Here is a 14,479-nt window from a genome sequence, read left to right on the forward strand (position 1 = left end):
GTACGAGGCGTGCTCAGGGCAGGCGCAGGTACTTGGGGGGTACGGATGCCGTGAGCCAGACGCCGTTGGCGCTCACCCGGAACTCGTGGCCGTCTTCATGCATGGCCGCGCTGTGCACGCTGAGCACGAGGGGGCGGCCGCGGCGCGCGCCGACGCGGGTCGCCGTCTCGCGGTCGGCGGAGAGATGGACGTCGTGCCTGGTCATGGGCCTGAGGCCGACGGCGCGGATGGTGTCCATGAAGTGGGCGACGGTGCCGTGGTAGAGGTACGGCGGCGGGGTCGCGGCCGGCAGGCCCAGATCCACGTCGACGGTGTGGCCCTGGTTGGCCCGGATCCGGTTGCCTTCGACAGCGAACCGCTTCTTGTCGTTGGTGGAGACGGCGTGTTCGAGCTCGGCCCGGCTGACGGGGAAGCCGTGCGCCGCCGCGGCGTCGAGCAGCTCGTCGATATCCGCCCAGCCGGCTTCGTCGAGGGTGAGCCCGATGCGCTCGGGCTGATGCCGCAAGTGCCGGGAGAGGTATTTCGAGACGCGGACGGTCCGCCTTTCCTTTGTGTTCCGGTCGTTCATCTTCCAAGGGTGCAGCAGAGCCGTGAGATTTCTCCAACTCTTTACCGGCCGCAGGCATGATCCACAGCCAACCCCGGTTATCCACAGGCCAGTTGGGCTCTGTGTGGACAACTCCCGGCGCAATCAGGGCATTTAGGGAACTTCCCTTCCTTTGAGGTGAGTTGTGGCCAACTCATCCAACGTACGGGCCTGCACTTCCCGTTCGGCGGCCGCAGCGATGAACTCGGCGGAACGCTCCGCTCCAACAAGGCGCTGCACCGCCTGAATTGTGCTGACGGGCAAGGCCACAGGAGTCTGTCCCGAAGGCTCCGGAGGGGGTGGTGCGGCACCCAGGTGTTCCCTCAGGTGACGGGTTGCGAACGTCCGCATCGCGCGGGCGAGTTCGGCGTCCACGGTCTGCTGTGCCAGGGGGCGCAGCTTGCGTACCAGAGCCGCGGCTTCCGCCGCTTCCGTGTCGCTCGGCGGGTGATGTCCGTCGAGATAGCGGGCGAAGACATGCTCGGTGGTGAAGTCGAGAAACCTGGACGCGATGTACTCGACCTGGGTGCGCAACTCCCTTAGATGGCCGGAGATTGCGGTGAGCGGAACTCCGGCTGCATGCAACTCGGCGGCAACAGCCAGCTCTTGAGGGCTCGGCACCAGGAACTCGTCGTCCCTGCCCGGGATTCGCTCCAGTACGCCGAGCTCGACCGCGTCGTCCACGGCCGCGTCGTCGGGAGTGCCGCCGAACCGTTTGTCGAGTTCGGTGCGGGTGATGCGGTCCGCCTCCTCGTCCGTCCACGGGCCGTCGACCTCGGCGACCAGACCGAGGACACCGCCGAGCCCGCGGCCCGCGTCCCAGGCCTCCAGGAGTTCCTTTATGGAGGCCAGGGTGTAGCCGCGTTCGAGCAGGTCGGCGATCTGGCGCAGCCGGGCCAGATGCGCGTCCGAGTAGACGTTGGACCGGCCGCGCCGCTCGGGGCGTGGCAGGAGGCCGCGGTCCTGGTAGGCGCGGATCGTCCGGACCGTGGCGCCGCTGTGGTGGGCCAGGTCCTCGATCCGGTACTCGGCGACAGACTGCACTCTCCCCGCCCTTCGTCGTGCTGCGGTCTTTGTCGTACGTGAGGGCTCGTGTGGACGCCTGGGCGTCTGGGCGCCTGGACGCCTGGGCGTCTCAGGCTATGGCGGCCCGGCCTATCGCGCCCGCCGCCGCCCGGGCCGCCGGGGACGTCGCCAGATACTCGACGGCCTTGCGTAGAGAGCCCTCCTGGGACGGATGGTACGAGCGGCGCAGATAGCGGGGGACAGCCGCGCCGATCTCCTTCCAGGTGGGCAACAGGCCTTTGCGCACCGCCTTGTTGTGCTCGCGCAGCGAGTACCGCAGACGGCCCGCAAGCTGCGGGTCGTGCCGGATCAGATACGCGGCGCCCCAGGCCCAGAGATAGAGCATCACGGGGGCCGTGACCGCCATACCGGCGACCCGGCGGGCGTACCGCTGCAGACCTTCGCCGCCGCAGTGCTGGTACATGTCGAAGGCGACCGCGCGGTGCTCGACCTCCTCCGCGCCGTGCCAGCGCAGCAGATCCAGCATGATCTCGTCCGAGCCGGCCTCGTCCAGGGCGTCGGCGTGCAGCACCCAGTTGCCGAGGACCGCGGTGAACTGCTCGATCGCCGCGATCACCGCGAGCCGGAAGCGCAGCCACTCCTGGGTGGGGATGGGGGCGCCCATCGGCGGCTGCTCGCCGAGGATCTTCTCGAAGAGGAAGTCGACGTACTTCGTGTACGCGCTGGTGTCGAGCCGCTGCGCCGCCAGATGGTCGAGTACGTACGCGTGCTGGACGCTGTGCGTCGCCTCCTGGCCCATGAACCCCTTGACGTCCTTGAGGAGTTCGGGGTCGGTGACGAGGGGCAGGCCCTCCTTGAAGACCTTCACGAACCAGCGCTCCCCCGCCGGAAGCAGCAGATGCAGCACGTTGATCACATGCGTGGCCGTCGGCTCGTCCGGTATCCAGTGCAGCGGGGTCTTGTCCCAGTCGAACGAGACGCGCCGCGGGGTGATCACATAGCGGTCCTCGGTGTGCGTTCCGATGTCTGTACCGGCGTCCGTGCCTGTGTTCTCGGTGCTCACAGCGGCGGCTCCAATCGGGCGATCGCGCGCAGCGCCCTGGGCGTGAAGCGGGACATGAGGTGGGCGCCGCGCGCCTCGGGGGTGACCGGGACGACGGCCTGGTTCTTGACGACGGCGCCGAGGATCGCGTCGGCGACCTTCTCCGGCGGGTAGTTGCGCAGGCCGTACAGGCGCGAGGTGCGCTTCTGGCGGCGCTTCTCCTCCACCTCGTCGACCCCGGCGAAGTGCGTGGTCGCGGTGATGTTGGTGTTGACGAAGCCGGGGCAGATCGCGGAGACGCCGATGCCCTGGCCGGCCAGCTCGGCGCGCAGACACTCGCTGAGCATCAGGACGGCCGCCTTCGACGTGCTGTAGGCGGGCAGGGCCTTGGAGGGCTGATAGGCCGCCGCCGACGCGGTGTTGACGATATGGCCGCCCTGGCCGCGGTCGGCCATCTGCTTCCCGAAGATCCGGCAGCCGTGGATGACGCCCCACAGATTGACGTCCAGGACCTTCTTCCAGTCCTCGCTCGTGGTGTCGAAGAAGGAACCGGAGACGCCTATCCCCGCGTTGTTCACCAGGACGTCCACGACGCCGTACTCCCGGGCGACCTTTTCGGCGAGCTTCTCCATGGCCTGCTCGTCCGTGACGTCGACGGTCTCGCCCCAGGCGGCGGGCGCGCCGACCAGGCCCGCGAGCTCGGCGGTACGGGCCACGCCGTCGGCGTCCCGGTCGACGGCCACGATCCGCGCCCCGGCCTCCGCGAAGGCGAAGGCGGTGGCCCGGCCGATACCGCTGGCCGCGCCCGTGACAAGGACGAGCTGGCCGGCGAAGCGGTCGGCGTGCCTGCCCGTGGCCGTGGTGTACCTCGTGGCCACTGCGGCTCCCTTCGCGCCCCGGTCGCCCAGGTCTTCGTACGCCGTCACGAAGTCCGTGATCCAGGCGGTCAGCTGGTCGGGCCGGGTGCGGGGCACCCAGTGCTTGCCGGGCAGGGTGCGACGGGTCAACTGCGGCGCCCACAGCTCGAGTTCGTCATAGAGCCGCGGGGACAGGAAGATGTCGCCGGTCGGGGTGATCAGCTGCACGGGCGCGTGGGCGTAGGCGTCGGTGCGTGGCCTGCGCAGCCTCGCGCGGACGTTGTCGCGGTAGAGCCAGGCGCCGTGGGCGGCGTCCGACGGCAGTGACGGGGTGGGGTAGGTGCCACGCGGCACGTTCTCCACGCGCTGCAGGATCTTCGGCCACTGGGTGCCGAGCGGGCCGCGCCAGGCGAGCTCGGGCAGGACGGGGGTGTGCAGCATGTACACGTACCAGGACTTGGCGCCCTGGCCGAGGAGCTGGCCCACCTTGCGCGGGGTCGGGCGGACCATGCGCTTCTTGATCCAGTGCCCGAAGTGGTCGAGGGACGGGCCCGACATGGAGGTGAAGGAGGCAATCCGGCCCTCGGTGCGCTTGACCGTGACGAACTCCCAGGACTGCACCGACCCCCAGTCGTGCCCGACCAGGTGCACCGGCTTGTCCGGGCTGACGGCATCGGCGACGGCCAGGAAGTCGTCCGTCAGCTTCTCCAGGGTGAAGCCGCCGCGCAGCGGGGCCGGGGCCGTGGACCTGCCGTGACCGCGCACGTCGTACAGGACCACGTGGAAGCGGTCCGCGAGGCGGGTCGCGACCTCGGACCACACCTCCTTGGAATCCGGATAGCCGTGCACCAGCATGACCGTCGGCTGGTCCGGGTCCCCGAGCTCGGCGACACACAGCTCCACGCCGCCGGTACGGACCCAGCTCTCCCGTGCGCCCTTCAACAGCACTCCACTCGCCAGGTGTTCACGCTTGCCGCCGCGCTGTCCGCGCTTGTCGTTCCGCTCTCGGCTCATGCCGTCCTCGCCTCCGCCCAGCGCCGCACGTGCGGCAGATCGTCGTCCAGCCAGAACGCGCTCTCCCGCGGGTCCTTGGAGTCGGTGACTACCAGGATCTCCTCGAACTTCGCGCCCGTGCCGCGGAATCCGAGGTGCGGCTCGACCGCCCACAGGCCCGGCTGCGGCGGGTGGTCGGAGAATTTGTACGGGCTCCACAGCGGGGACCAGCCGTCCCGGTGGCCGTGCACCGCGTCACTCGCCAGGCCCTTGAGCGACTGGGTGCCGAAGCCGAACACATTCGGCGACCAGCGGCGCTCCTTCACGCGGTCGACCTTGTGGGCGATCACACCGAAGGGATAGGCGCGGTGGCGGTTGGCATAGCCCTGACGGGTCATCAGGCGCTCGACGTCCTCGTAGATCTCGCGCAGTGAGCGGCGCTCGCGCACCTCGCGCAAGATCAGCTCGCGGTGCTCCTCCAGGTCGGCGAGCAGCTTGTCGTGCACCGGGTTGAGGCCCAGACAGCCGGAGTAGCCGATGTCGGCCGTATAGCCCTTGTACACCGGGGCCATGTCGAGGATGAAGGGCATCCCCGGCTCCAGCTTCCTGTTGGTCGGGAAGAACTGCAGCGGGATCTTGAACCCCGCGAACGCCGTGCGGTCGCCGAACCAGGCGAAGGGCAGATGGAACCAGTCGCGCACCCCGCGCCCGCGCAGCCACTCCCGCTGCATCCGTGCCGCCTCACGCTCCGTCACACCGGGCTTGAGCTGCGCCGCGACCGCCTCCGCGCATTCATACGCGAGGGTCTGCACTTCTCTGAACCCCCGCAGTTCCGCGCCGAGTTCAGTGTCCACTGCTGAGGTCATGCCACCGTCCGTCCCGTGAATCGGCCTGCCCGCCCGAATCGGCCTGCCCGCCGCCTGCGGTCCCTGCATGCGCTACGTGGTCGTAACTTGACACTGATGAATGTGACAATGCCCGGAGGCTGCGTCAAGGGGTGTGCAGCAAGCCTGTGGATAACCCTCCGGCTGTGTGCGGCTGACCTGCCCGTGCCCTTCCCGTGCCCTCCCGTGGCCTCTCCGCGAGAGCTTCCGTGCCCTCTTGGGTGCCCTCTCGAGTACGACGTCCCCTACGGGTCCGTACATCTGGAGTCGGACACGTATCCAGCCGCCAGGTCTGACGCCGTGTGTGGTGCGCGCCACTACCTTCGAATCGTGACTGTGATCGCGACCGAAAGCCTCAGCAAGCGGTTCCCCCGGGTGACCGCGCTAGACCGGCTCTCCGTGGACATCGGCCCGGGTGTGACCGGCCTTGTCGGGGCCAACGGAGCCGGTAAGTCCACTTTGATCAAGATTCTGCTCGGCCTCGCCCCCGCCACCGAGGGCCGCGCCCAGGTGCTCGGCCTCGACGTCGCCACCCAAGGCGGCGAGATCCGTGAGCGGGTCGGGTACATGCCCGAGCACGACTGCCTGCCGCCCGATGTGTCGGCCACCGAGTTCGTCGTCCACATGGCGCGGATGGCCGGCCTGCCGGCCACCGCGGCACGCGAGCGGACCGCGGACACGCTGCGCCACGTCGGGCTCTACGAAGAGCGCTACCGCCCCATCGGCGGCTACTCGACCGGTATGAAGCAGCGGGTCAAACTCGCCCAGGCTCTCGTCCACGACCCGCAGTTGGTCTTTCTCGACGAGCCCACCAACGGGCTCGACCCGGTCGGCAGGGACGAGATGCTCGGCCTGATCCGCCGTGTCCACACCGACTTCGGCATCTCCGTCCTGGTCACCTCGCACCTGCTCGGCGAGCTGGAGCGGACCTGCGACCACGTCGTCGTCATCGACGGCGGTGCCCTGCTGCGCTCCAGCTCCACCAGCGACTTCACCCAGACCATGGGCACGCTCGCGGTGGAGGTCACCGACACCGACCAGCACGCGGACGGCAGCCAGGCACTCCGCCAGGCGCTGCAGGAGCAGGGCATCACCCTGCACGCGCGCGTGGAGGAGGGGCTGCCGGGCGCGGGACACATCCTGCTGATCGAGGCGACCGGCGAGGAGACCTACGACGTCGTCCGGGACACCGTCGCCGGGCTCGGCCTCGGACTCGTCCGCATGGAACAGCGCAGGCACCACATCGCGGAGGTGTTCCGCACGGAACAGCAGCCGGAACAGCAGGAGCCGGCGTCCGAACGAGCACAGGCGTGGGCCGCGACGGCCGCCGCGCAGCAAGGAGGTGGCCGCGATGGCAGCTGAGACCGGCGTTCCGAACGCGGCCCAGACCCGGATCCACAACATCGGATACCGGAACTACGACGGCCCGCGCCTCGGCCGCGCGTACGCCCGCCGCTCGCTCTACTCGCAGTCCCTGCGGGGCGCGTACGGCCTGGGCCGCAGCGCCAAGTCGAAGGTCCTGCCGATGATCCTGTTCGCGGTGATGTGTGTGCCCGCGGCGATCATCGTGGCGGTGGCCGTGCAGACGAAGATGAAGGATCTGCCGCTCGACTACCGCACTTACGCGATCACCACCCAGGCCGTCATCGGCCTCTTCCTCGCGTCCCAGGCGCCGCAGTCGGTCTCCCGTGACCTGCGCTTCAGGACGGTGCCCCTGTACTTCTCCCGCCCGATCGAGCGCGTCGACTACGTGGTGGCGAAGTACGCGGCGATGGCCTCGGCCCTCTTCGTGCTCACCGCCGCACCGCTGCTCGTGCTCTATGTGGGCTCTCTGCTCGCCAAGATGGACTTCGCGGACCAGACCAAGGGGTTCGCACAGGGGTTGGTCTCCGTGGCTCTGCTCTCCCTGCTCTTCGCCGGACTCGGGCTCGTCATGGCCGCGTTGACACCGCGGCGCGGCTTCGGAGTCGCCGCCGTCATCGCCGTACTGACCATCTCGTACGGAGCGGTCTCCACCGTCCAGGCCATCGCCGACGCCCAGGGCTCCACCGGGGCGGTGCCCTGGCTCGGACTGTTCTCGCCCATCACGCTGATCGACGGCGTCCAGACGGCCTTCCTCGGGGCGAGCTCCGCCTTCCCCGGTGGCCACGGCCCCGGTACAGGTACCGGCGCTGTCTATCTCCTGGTCGTCCTCGCGCTGATCACCGGCTCGTACGGAGCCCTGATGCGCCGCTACCGAAAGGTCGGGCTGTGAGCACGATCACCATCGACCACACATCCCGCTGGTTCGGCAATGTGGTGGCCGTCAACGACATCACCATGAACATCGGCCCCGGCGTGACCGGCCTGCTCGGGCCCAACGGCGCCGGAAAGTCCACCCTCATCAACATGATGGGCGGCTTCCTGGCCCCGTCGACCGGCTCGGTGACCCTCGACGGCAGGCCGATCTGGCGCAACGAGCAGATCTACAAGGAGATCGGCATCGTCCCCGAGCGTGAGGCGATGTACGACTTCCTCACGGGGCACGAATTCGTCGTCGCGAACGCCGAGTTGCACGGTCTGGGCAAGAAGGCGGCCCAAAGGGCGCTCGCCACGGTCGAGATGGAGTACGCGCAGGACCGCAAGATCTCGACGTACTCCAAGGGCATGCGCCAGCGCGTGAAGATGGCCTCCGCGCTGGTCCACGACCCCTCGGTGCTGCTGCTCGACGAGCCCTTCAACGGCATGGACCCGCGCCAGCGGATGCACTTGATGGACCTCTTGCGTCGCATGGGTGCCGACGGCCGCACCGTTCTGTTCTCCTCCCACATCCTCGAAGAGGTCGAGCAACTCGCCTCGCACATCGAGGTGGTCGTGGCAGGCCGGCACGCCGCGAGCGGCGACTTCCGGCGCATCAGGCGCCTGATGACGGACCGGCCGCACCGCTACCTGGTGCGGTCGAGCGACGACCGGGCGCTCGCCGCCGCGCTGATCGCGGACCCGTCGACCGCGGGCATCGAAGTGGACGTCGCCGAGGGCGCGTTGCGCATCCAGGCCGTCGACTTCGGGCGCTTCACGGAACTTCTTCCGAAGGTCGCCAAGGAGCACGGCATCCGGCTGCTCACGGTCTCGCCTTCGGACGAGTCGCTGGAGTCGGTCTTCTCGTATCTCGTCGCGGCCTGAAGGGAGTCCTCGACCATGTATGACCCCACTGTCGCCCGGCTCACCTACCGGGCCCTGCTCGGCCGTCGCCGTGCGCTGATCCTGTTCTCACTGCCTGTCCTGCTCATCGGAATCGCCGCCCTGGTGCGTGGTTTCACCGGGGCGGACGACCAGGTGGCCGTCGATGTGCTCGGCGGCTTCGCGCTCGCCACGATGGTGCCGCTGATCGGTGTCATCGCCGGCACCGGCGCCATCGGCCCCGAGATCGACGACGGCTCGGTCGTCTATCTGCTGTCCAAGCCCCTGAAGCGGCCGACGATCATCGTCACCAAGCTCACCGTGGCGATCGCAGTGACCATGGCGTTCTCGGCGATCCCGACGTTCATCGCCGGAATGATCCTCAACGGCAACGGCCAGCAGATCGCCGTCGCCTACACCGTGGCCGCCCTGGTCGGCTCGATCGCGTACGCCGCGCTCTTCCTGCTGCTCGGCACGGTCACCAAGCACGCCGTGGTCTTCGGCCTCGTGTACGCCCTGGTCTGGGAGACGCTGTTCGGCTCCCTGGTCGAGGGGGCGCGCACGCTGAGCGTGCAGCAGTGGTCCCTCGCGGTCGCCCAGAAGGTCGCGGGCGGCGATCTGGTGGCATCGGACGTCGGACTGCCCGCCGCCGTCGCCCTGTTGGTCGTGGTGACGGTCCTCGCGACCTGGTACGCGGGCCAGAAGCTGCGGACGCTGACGCTGGCCGGCGACGAGTAAGCGGCCCCGCATGACCGGGCGCCCCTGAGCACCCGGAAAACAGACTCCACGCGCGCGTGCCCGTTCCCCGTCGGGTACGCGCGCGTGGTGTACGGCTGACTCTTCGCCGTCCAGGCCGAGAACTCGTCGCCGTACAGGTGCCGTCCAGGCCGTGAACTCGTCGCCGTCCAGGCCGAGTCGGGTCCCCTCAGACTGTGCGGTCCCGCGCCGCGAGCAGCCCCACCGTGAGGGCCGCCGCGCAGACGCACAGCACAAGGGAGATCGGTACGGTCCAGCCGCCGGTCGCCTGGTACACGGCGCCCGCCGCCAACGGCCCCACGGCGGCCAGGAGATAGCCCACCGTCTGCGCCATCCCGGACAGCCGGGCCGCGGTCGCCGCGTCGCCCGAGCGCAGCACGATCAGCGTCAGGGCGAGTCCCACGGCCCCGCCCTGACCGACCCCGAGGACCGCCGACCAGAGCCAGGCGCCGGACACGGGCGCCACCATCAGGCCGACGTAGCCCGCCGCCACCAGCGAGGTCACCAGGGCGATCAGCGGCCGCTGACTGCGCATCCGGCCCGCGAGCAGCGGCACCCCGAAGGCGCCTGCGACCTGGATGAGGTTGTTGAAGGCGAAGATGACTCCGGCCGTGGCGCGGCTCATGCCGTGGTCGGTGAAGATCGTCGGCATCCAGGCGATCAGTACGTACGACCACAGCGACTGCAGGCCCATGAAGAGCGTGACCTGCCAGGCGAGCGGGGAGCGCCACACGCTCTTCGCCGGCTGCCCGGCGGCGGCCGGAACCCGCACCTCATGTCCCGTACGCCCACGGGCGATCAGAACCTGCGGCAGCCAGGCAAGGGCCGCCACCGCGGCGAGCAGCGACCAGAAGGCGAGCGACGCCTCCCAGCTGTCGCCGAAGGCCTTCTCCAGGGGGACGGACGCGGCCGCCACGACCGTGGCGCCGGCGATCATCGCGCCGGTGTAGACGGAGGTCATGGCGGCGGCCTTGTCCGGGAAGTCCCGCTTGATGAGGCCCGGCATCAACACGTTGAGCAGGGCTATCGCCGTGCCGACCAGAACTCCGCCGCCGTACAGCGCCGTCACCGAGGGGATGACGCGCACCAGGATCCCGACGCCGAGCAGCAACAGGGCGCACAGCAGCACCGGTTCGGTGCCGAAGCGCCGGGCGAGCCAGGGCGCGACCAGGGCGCCCACGCCGAGGAAGAGCACCGGCACCGACGTCACCAGACTGGTGGCGGTCGACGACAGGCCGAAGGCCTCGCTGATCTCGCCCACCAGCGGCGACACACTCGCAAGCGCCGCCCGCATGTTGAGCGAGGCGAGCACGATCCCGACGAGCAGCACCACGGGGTGCGCCAGCAACGCCCGCCGCGCGGCGCGGCCTTGGGGCGAGGGGCGGACATCGGCCTCCGCGTCCAGGAGGAGCCGGTCGGCCTCCAGGTGCGCGGGCTCCGGGCGCGCGTCCCCGGAGCGGGCGTCCCCAGAGTGGGCGGCCTGGGAGTGGGCGGCCTCAGAGTGGGCGGTTTCGGGGCGTGACAAAGAGAGCGCCTTTCGGGGTCGTACGTGTGCTGTGTGAGGGGAGTTGGGGACGGTGAAGGGGCGGGGCCGCGGAGCCCGGGGCGGCGCGGCGGGCGGGGCCGGAGAGCCGGAGAAGGGGCCTCAGCTCGCGCCGAGCGCGGTCAGCGCCTCGATGGGCACCCGCAGCAGCGCCCGCACCGCCGCGTCCGCGCCCGCGGGGTCGCCCGCCTCCACGGCCGCCACCAGGGTCTCGTGGGCGTCGATGTCGACGGGGGGCATGTCCTGGTCGCCCAGTGCGTTCACCAGGACCTCGTGCACCTGGACCGAGAAGAAGCGGTACACCTCGATGAACGCGGTGTTGTGGGTGGCCTCGACGACTGCCAGGTGGAAGGCCATGTCGGCGTCGGCGTCCCGGTCGCCCTCCTCGCGCAGGGTCGCGAGCGCCGCACGCAGGCGCAGCAGGTCGTGGGTGTCCCGGCGCGTGGCCGCGAGCCGGGCGGCCTCGGCCTCCAGGGCGACCCGTACCTCGGTGACGTCGAGGGCGCCCGCGTGCCGCATACCGCGCAGGACGGCAGCGGGGTCGGCGGTGGAGCGTACGAACGTGCCGTTGCCCTGCCTGGACTCCAGGAGGCCCGCGTGCACCAGGACCCGGACGGCCTCGCGGACGGTGTTACGGCCGACGCCCAGCTGCTCGGCGAGGGCGTGCTCGGTCGGGATGCGGTCGCCGACCGCCCACTCGCCCTCGGTCAGCTGGGTACGGAGCTGGTCGACGACGGTGTCCACGAGGGACTGCCGCCCCGCGGCCTGCAGCGCCATGTCCGCCGTCCTCCTGTGCTCGTACGCTGTGTCTGCTTGATTTATTCGCCCGGTTGCCCAGTCATCCTACAACTGTGATCGAGGGAACTCCGTCCCTGGGCAACCGCGTTCTGCGGGACTCCGTCCCCGGGCAACCGCGTTCTGCGGGACTCCGTCCCTGGGCGTAGGACCAGTCCGTCGCGGATCTGGTCCGTCCGTCCGATCCAGGACCCGCAGGGGGCTCCGTAGCGTCGTCCCCATGCATATAGGAATCCTCGGAACAGGCAATGTGGGCAAGGCAGTTGCGGCCGGCGCGGCGGCCGCCGGGCACGATGTGGTGTTCGGCTCGCGCACCCCTGAAGCGGGCCGGACCGGTCTGGAGCTTCCCGTCGTGGGGGTGCGGGAGGCGGCCGAGCACGGCGAGATCGTCGTCAACGCCATCGGCGGCAACGCCTCCCTCGCTCTCCTCCCCACCCTCAAGGAGAGCCTGCGGGGCAAGGTGCTGCTGGACATCGCCATCGACCTCACCCCCGACCTCGACCTCCTCCACGTCGACGCCTCCCTGGCCGAGCAGCTGCAGGAGGCGCTGCCGGACACCAGGGTGGTCAAGTCGCTCTGCACCATGGACTCAGTGGTGATGGCTCAGCCGGAGAAGACCCTCTCCGGGCCGAGCACGGTCTTCATCTCCGGAGCCGATCAGGCGGCGAAGGCGCAGGTCGACGCGCTTCTGGAAGATCTCGGCTGGCGTGCGGGTACGCGGGTCGACCTGGGTGGCATCGCCACCGCGCGGGGGCAGGAACACATGGCTCTGATGTTCATCGCCGTGGCCGGCGGCCTGGGCCACCATGTCTTCAACGTCCACCTGGTCACCGCCGACTGACTCACCGCCGAGCGACTCAGCGCGGTGCGGTCCGGTGCGCGACCGGCGGCCGCACGGGCCATGATCAAAGGGTGACGAACAGCCCTGAATCCCCTCAGGCGCTCGGGGCGCCCGAGCCCTCACGGCCCGTGCGGAGCTGGGTGCGCTCATCGCCCGGCACGCACGCGTGGCTGCTGATCATCCTCGGGACGAGCCTCGTCATCACCTTCTCCAGCCAGGGCCTCGAGCACTTCCTGTTGCATCGCACCAGCAGCAATCTGCATGAGCTCACCAAGCACCCGGCCCAGTCGCTGCTGCTCAGCGCGTTCTGGATCGAGAACCCCGCGTCCCTCCCCTCCTATGTGCTGCTTTTCGAAATCGTGCACGCGCGCGCGGAGCGCTGGCTCGGCACCTTGCGCTGGCTCTTCGTCGTCGCCACGGCGCATATCGCGGCCACCCTCATCAGCCAGAAGGTGGTCCTGACCCGGATCGAGAACCACGACGCGTCGCGCCGCATGATGCATGTCGTCGACATCGGCGTCTCGTACGGCCTCGCGGCCTCGGCCGGCGTCCTGACGTATCTCGTCCCGGGCCGCTGGAAATGGCTCTACGCCCTCGCCTTGATCGCGTTCTTCGGGGTGCCCCTGGCGACCGGCGGCACCTTCACCGATCTGGGGCATGCCATCGCGCTGGCCATCGGCTTCGCCTGCTGGCCGCTGACCCGGGGGCGACGGTCGGCGGCCGGCGTACGCGCGTACGAAAAATAGGTGGCGGCCGCCGGTCACGAACCGGCACAGTAGGGGCCGAAGACGCCGACAACGGCGCCCACCGACCGGGAGAGGAGCACGACGATGTGGATCAGCAGTCCGTCGAGCTCCCTGCAGGGCGGCCCGAGGCGGCAGGCTCCGGAGTAGTCATCACACTCCGTCGTAGCCGCCCCTGAAGGCAGCCCGGGGCGGCCTTTTCCCGCGCATCGCGCGAGGCCGCCCCTCCCGGAGGATTGGCCGAGTGGTAAGGCAGCGGCTTGCTAAGCCGTCGTCGGGGTAACACCCCGCGCGCGTTCGATCCGCGCATCCTCCGCCCAGCAGCAGCCTCGCGCCTCTATGGGGCGCTGCCACCACCGTTACCGGCCACCGCAGCTACAGCCACCGCTCCAGAACCATCGCGATGCCGTCGTCCTCGTTGGACGCCGTCACCTCGTCCGCGACGGCCTTGAGATCGCCGTGGGCGTTGGCCATGGCGACGCCGTGGGCCGCCCAGCCGAACATCGGGATGTCATTGGGCATATCGCCGAACGCGATCGTGTCGGCCGCCTTCGCGCCGAGCCGCCGCGCGGCGAGGGACAGCCCGGTCGCCTTGGAGAGCCCCAGCGGAAGGATCTCGACGATGCCCTCGCCGGCCATGGTCACGCCCACCAGATCCCCGGCGACCTGCCGCGCCACATCGGCGAGCGCGTCGTCGGAGAGGCCGGGGTGCTGGACGTACACCTTGTTCAGGGGAGCCGACCAGAGCTCGGCCGCGTCCCTGAACTCGACGACCGGAAGCGGGCCTTCCTGTACGCGGTAGCCGGGACCGACCAGGACCTCGCCGTCCACGCCGTCGCGGCTCGCGGCCAGGGCCAGCGGGCCGACCTCGGCCTCGATCTTGGACAGGGCGAGACCGGCCAGCTGCCGGTCCAGGGTCACGGAGGTGAGCAGCCGGTGCTCGCCCGCGTGATAGACCTGCGCGCCCTGGCCGCACACCGCGATTCCGTCGTACCCGAGGTCGTCGAGGATGTGCCGGGTCCAGGGCACGGCCCGGCCGGTGACGACGATATGCGCGGCGCCGCGCGCGCAGGCGCCCTCAAGAGCGGTGCGCGTACGCTCCGAGACCGTGTCGTCGGAGCGCAGCAGCGTGCCGTCGAGGTCCGTCGCGACGAGCTTGTACGGGAAGTCACCGCCCGGCGCGAGGGACTCCCGCACGCGGGCGGCGTCCTGCGCGGCGGCGGCCTTCATGGAGCCGACTGTGACGACCTTGGC

At 69.9% G+C, this 14,479-nt stretch carries 14 protein-coding genes and 1 tRNA gene; 7 read left to right on the forward strand and 8 right to left on the reverse strand.

Features of this window, described 5'->3' with window-relative positions; all coding sequences use genetic code 11:
• Positions 1-13: 13 nt before the first annotated feature.
• From ACFQVC_RS17495 to ACFQVC_RS17515, 5 genes are all read right to left on the reverse strand, one after another.
• Complete coding sequence (locus ACFQVC_RS17495; protein ID WP_381831359.1) at positions 14-568, reverse strand: RNA 2'-phosphotransferase; 555 nt, start codon at positions 566-568, stop codon at positions 14-16.
• 132 nt (positions 569-700) lie between these two features.
• Positions 701-1,630, reverse strand: coding sequence for a MerR family transcriptional regulator (locus tag ACFQVC_RS17500; RefSeq protein WP_381831360.1), 930 nt, complete (start codon positions 1,628-1,630; stop codon positions 701-703).
• 91 nt (positions 1,631-1,721) lie between these two features.
• Positions 1,722-2,636 (reverse strand): metal-dependent hydrolase, encoded by a 915-nt coding sequence (locus ACFQVC_RS17505; protein WP_381831476.1) that lies wholly within the window; start codon positions 2,634-2,636, stop codon positions 1,722-1,724.
• Between the two features lie 35 nt (positions 2,637-2,671).
• Positions 2,672-4,459, reverse strand: coding sequence for an SDR family oxidoreductase (locus ACFQVC_RS17510; protein ID WP_381831477.1), 1,788 nt, complete (start codon positions 4,457-4,459; stop codon positions 2,672-2,674).
• A 62-nt stretch (positions 4,460-4,521) separates the two neighbouring features.
• A complete protein-coding gene (locus ACFQVC_RS17515; RefSeq protein WP_381831361.1) occupies positions 4,522-5,370 on the reverse strand; it encodes a M24 family metallopeptidase in 849 nt (282 codons plus the stop codon).
• A 354-nt stretch (positions 5,371-5,724) separates the two neighbouring features.
• Here ACFQVC_RS17515 and ACFQVC_RS17520 point away from each other — a divergent pair, with 354 nt between their 5' ends.
• Genes ACFQVC_RS17520 through ACFQVC_RS17535 form a run of 4 tightly spaced genes read left to right on the forward strand, consistent with a single transcriptional unit; the run spans position 5,725 to position 9,285 of the window.
• The gene (locus ACFQVC_RS17520) at positions 5,725-6,750 is read left to right on the forward strand and encodes an ABC transporter ATP-binding protein (RefSeq protein ID WP_381831478.1); all 1,026 of its coding nucleotides are present in this window, start codon (positions 5,725-5,727) and stop codon (positions 6,748-6,750) included.
• Positions 6,740-7,642 (forward strand): ABC transporter permease, encoded by a 903-nt coding sequence (locus ACFQVC_RS17525; RefSeq protein ID WP_381831362.1) that lies wholly within the window; start codon positions 6,740-6,742, stop codon positions 7,640-7,642. The genes ACFQVC_RS17520 and ACFQVC_RS17525 overlap by 11 nt, the downstream gene beginning before the upstream one ends.
• Positions 7,639-8,550 carry an ABC transporter ATP-binding protein gene (locus ACFQVC_RS17530; RefSeq protein ID WP_381831363.1) on the forward strand — a complete coding sequence of 304 codons (912 nt, stop codon included), beginning with the start codon at positions 7,639-7,641 and terminating at the stop codon, positions 8,548-8,550. The genes ACFQVC_RS17525 and ACFQVC_RS17530 overlap by 4 nt, the downstream gene beginning before the upstream one ends.
• A gap of 15 nt (positions 8,551-8,565) precedes the next feature.
• Entirely contained in the window at positions 8,566-9,285 is a 720-nt protein-coding gene (locus ACFQVC_RS17535; RefSeq protein ID WP_381831364.1) for an ABC transporter permease, read from the forward strand.
• A 187-nt stretch (positions 9,286-9,472) separates the two neighbouring features.
• Here ACFQVC_RS17535 and ACFQVC_RS17540 read toward each other — a convergent pair whose 3' ends face one another.
• On the reverse strand, positions 9,473-10,729 hold the full coding sequence (locus ACFQVC_RS17540) for a CynX/NimT family MFS transporter (RefSeq protein ID WP_381831479.1): 1,257 nt from the start codon (positions 10,727-10,729) through the stop codon (positions 9,473-9,475).
• Positions 10,730-10,948: 219 nt separating this feature from the next.
• The gene (locus tag ACFQVC_RS17545) at positions 10,949-11,623 is read right to left on the reverse strand and encodes a FadR/GntR family transcriptional regulator (RefSeq protein ID WP_381831365.1); all 675 of its coding nucleotides are present in this window, start codon (positions 11,621-11,623) and stop codon (positions 10,949-10,951) included.
• A gap of 238 nt (positions 11,624-11,861) precedes the next feature.
• Between ACFQVC_RS17545 and ACFQVC_RS17550 the strand changes: the two genes are divergently transcribed.
• The 3 genes from ACFQVC_RS17550 (at position 11,862) to ACFQVC_RS17560 (ending at position 13,541) form a co-directional block, all read left to right on the forward strand.
• Complete coding sequence (locus ACFQVC_RS17550) at positions 11,862-12,482, forward strand: NADPH-dependent F420 reductase (protein WP_381831366.1); 621 nt, start codon at positions 11,862-11,864, stop codon at positions 12,480-12,482.
• Between the two features lie 71 nt (positions 12,483-12,553).
• Positions 12,554-13,228, forward strand: a complete 675-nt coding sequence (locus tag ACFQVC_RS17555) for a rhomboid-like protein (protein WP_381831367.1) — start codon at positions 12,554-12,556, stop codon at positions 13,226-13,228.
• Positions 13,229-13,455: 227 nt separating this feature from the next.
• A tRNA-Ser gene (locus ACFQVC_RS17560) sits at positions 13,456-13,541 on the forward strand.
• Between the two features lie 59 nt (positions 13,542-13,600).
• On the opposite strand, the gene ACFQVC_RS17565 is transcribed toward ACFQVC_RS17560, so the two are convergent.
• A complete protein-coding gene (locus ACFQVC_RS17565) occupies positions 13,601-14,455 on the reverse strand; it encodes an HAD family hydrolase (RefSeq protein ID WP_381831480.1) in 855 nt (284 codons plus the stop codon).
• Positions 14,456-14,479: the final 24 nt, after the last annotated feature.

Source organism: Streptomyces monticola, from assembly GCF_042665355.1.
Taxonomy (GTDB): domain Bacteria; phylum Actinomycetota; class Actinomycetes; order Streptomycetales; family Streptomycetaceae; genus Streptomyces; species Streptomyces monticola.

Bases quoted from the DNA above. Each gene is read 5' to 3' on its own strand.
- ACFQVC_RS17495 (WP_381831359.1), bottom strand. From the start codon at position 568: ATGAACGACCGGAACACAAAGGAAAGGCGGACCGTCCGCGTCTCGAAA.
- ACFQVC_RS17515 (WP_381831361.1), bottom strand. From the start codon at position 5,370: ATGACCTCAGCAGTGGACACTGAACTCGGCGCGGAACTGCGGGGGTTC.
- ACFQVC_RS17525 (WP_381831362.1), top strand. From the start codon at position 6,740: ATGGCAGCTGAGACCGGCGTTCCGAACGCGGCCCAGACCCGGATCCAC.
- ACFQVC_RS17535 (WP_381831364.1), top strand. From the start codon at position 8,566: ATGTATGACCCCACTGTCGCCCGGCTCACCTACCGGGCCCTGCTCGGC.
- ACFQVC_RS17545 (WP_381831365.1), bottom strand. From the start codon at position 11,623: ATGGCGCTGCAGGCCGCGGGGCGGCAGTCCCTCGTGGACACCGTCGTC.
- ACFQVC_RS17550 (WP_381831366.1), top strand. From the start codon at position 11,862: ATGCATATAGGAATCCTCGGAACAGGCAATGTGGGCAAGGCAGTTGCG.
- ACFQVC_RS17565 (WP_381831480.1), bottom strand. From the start codon at position 14,455: ATGAAGGCCGCCGCCGCGCAGGACGCCGCCCGCGTGCGGGAGTCCCTC.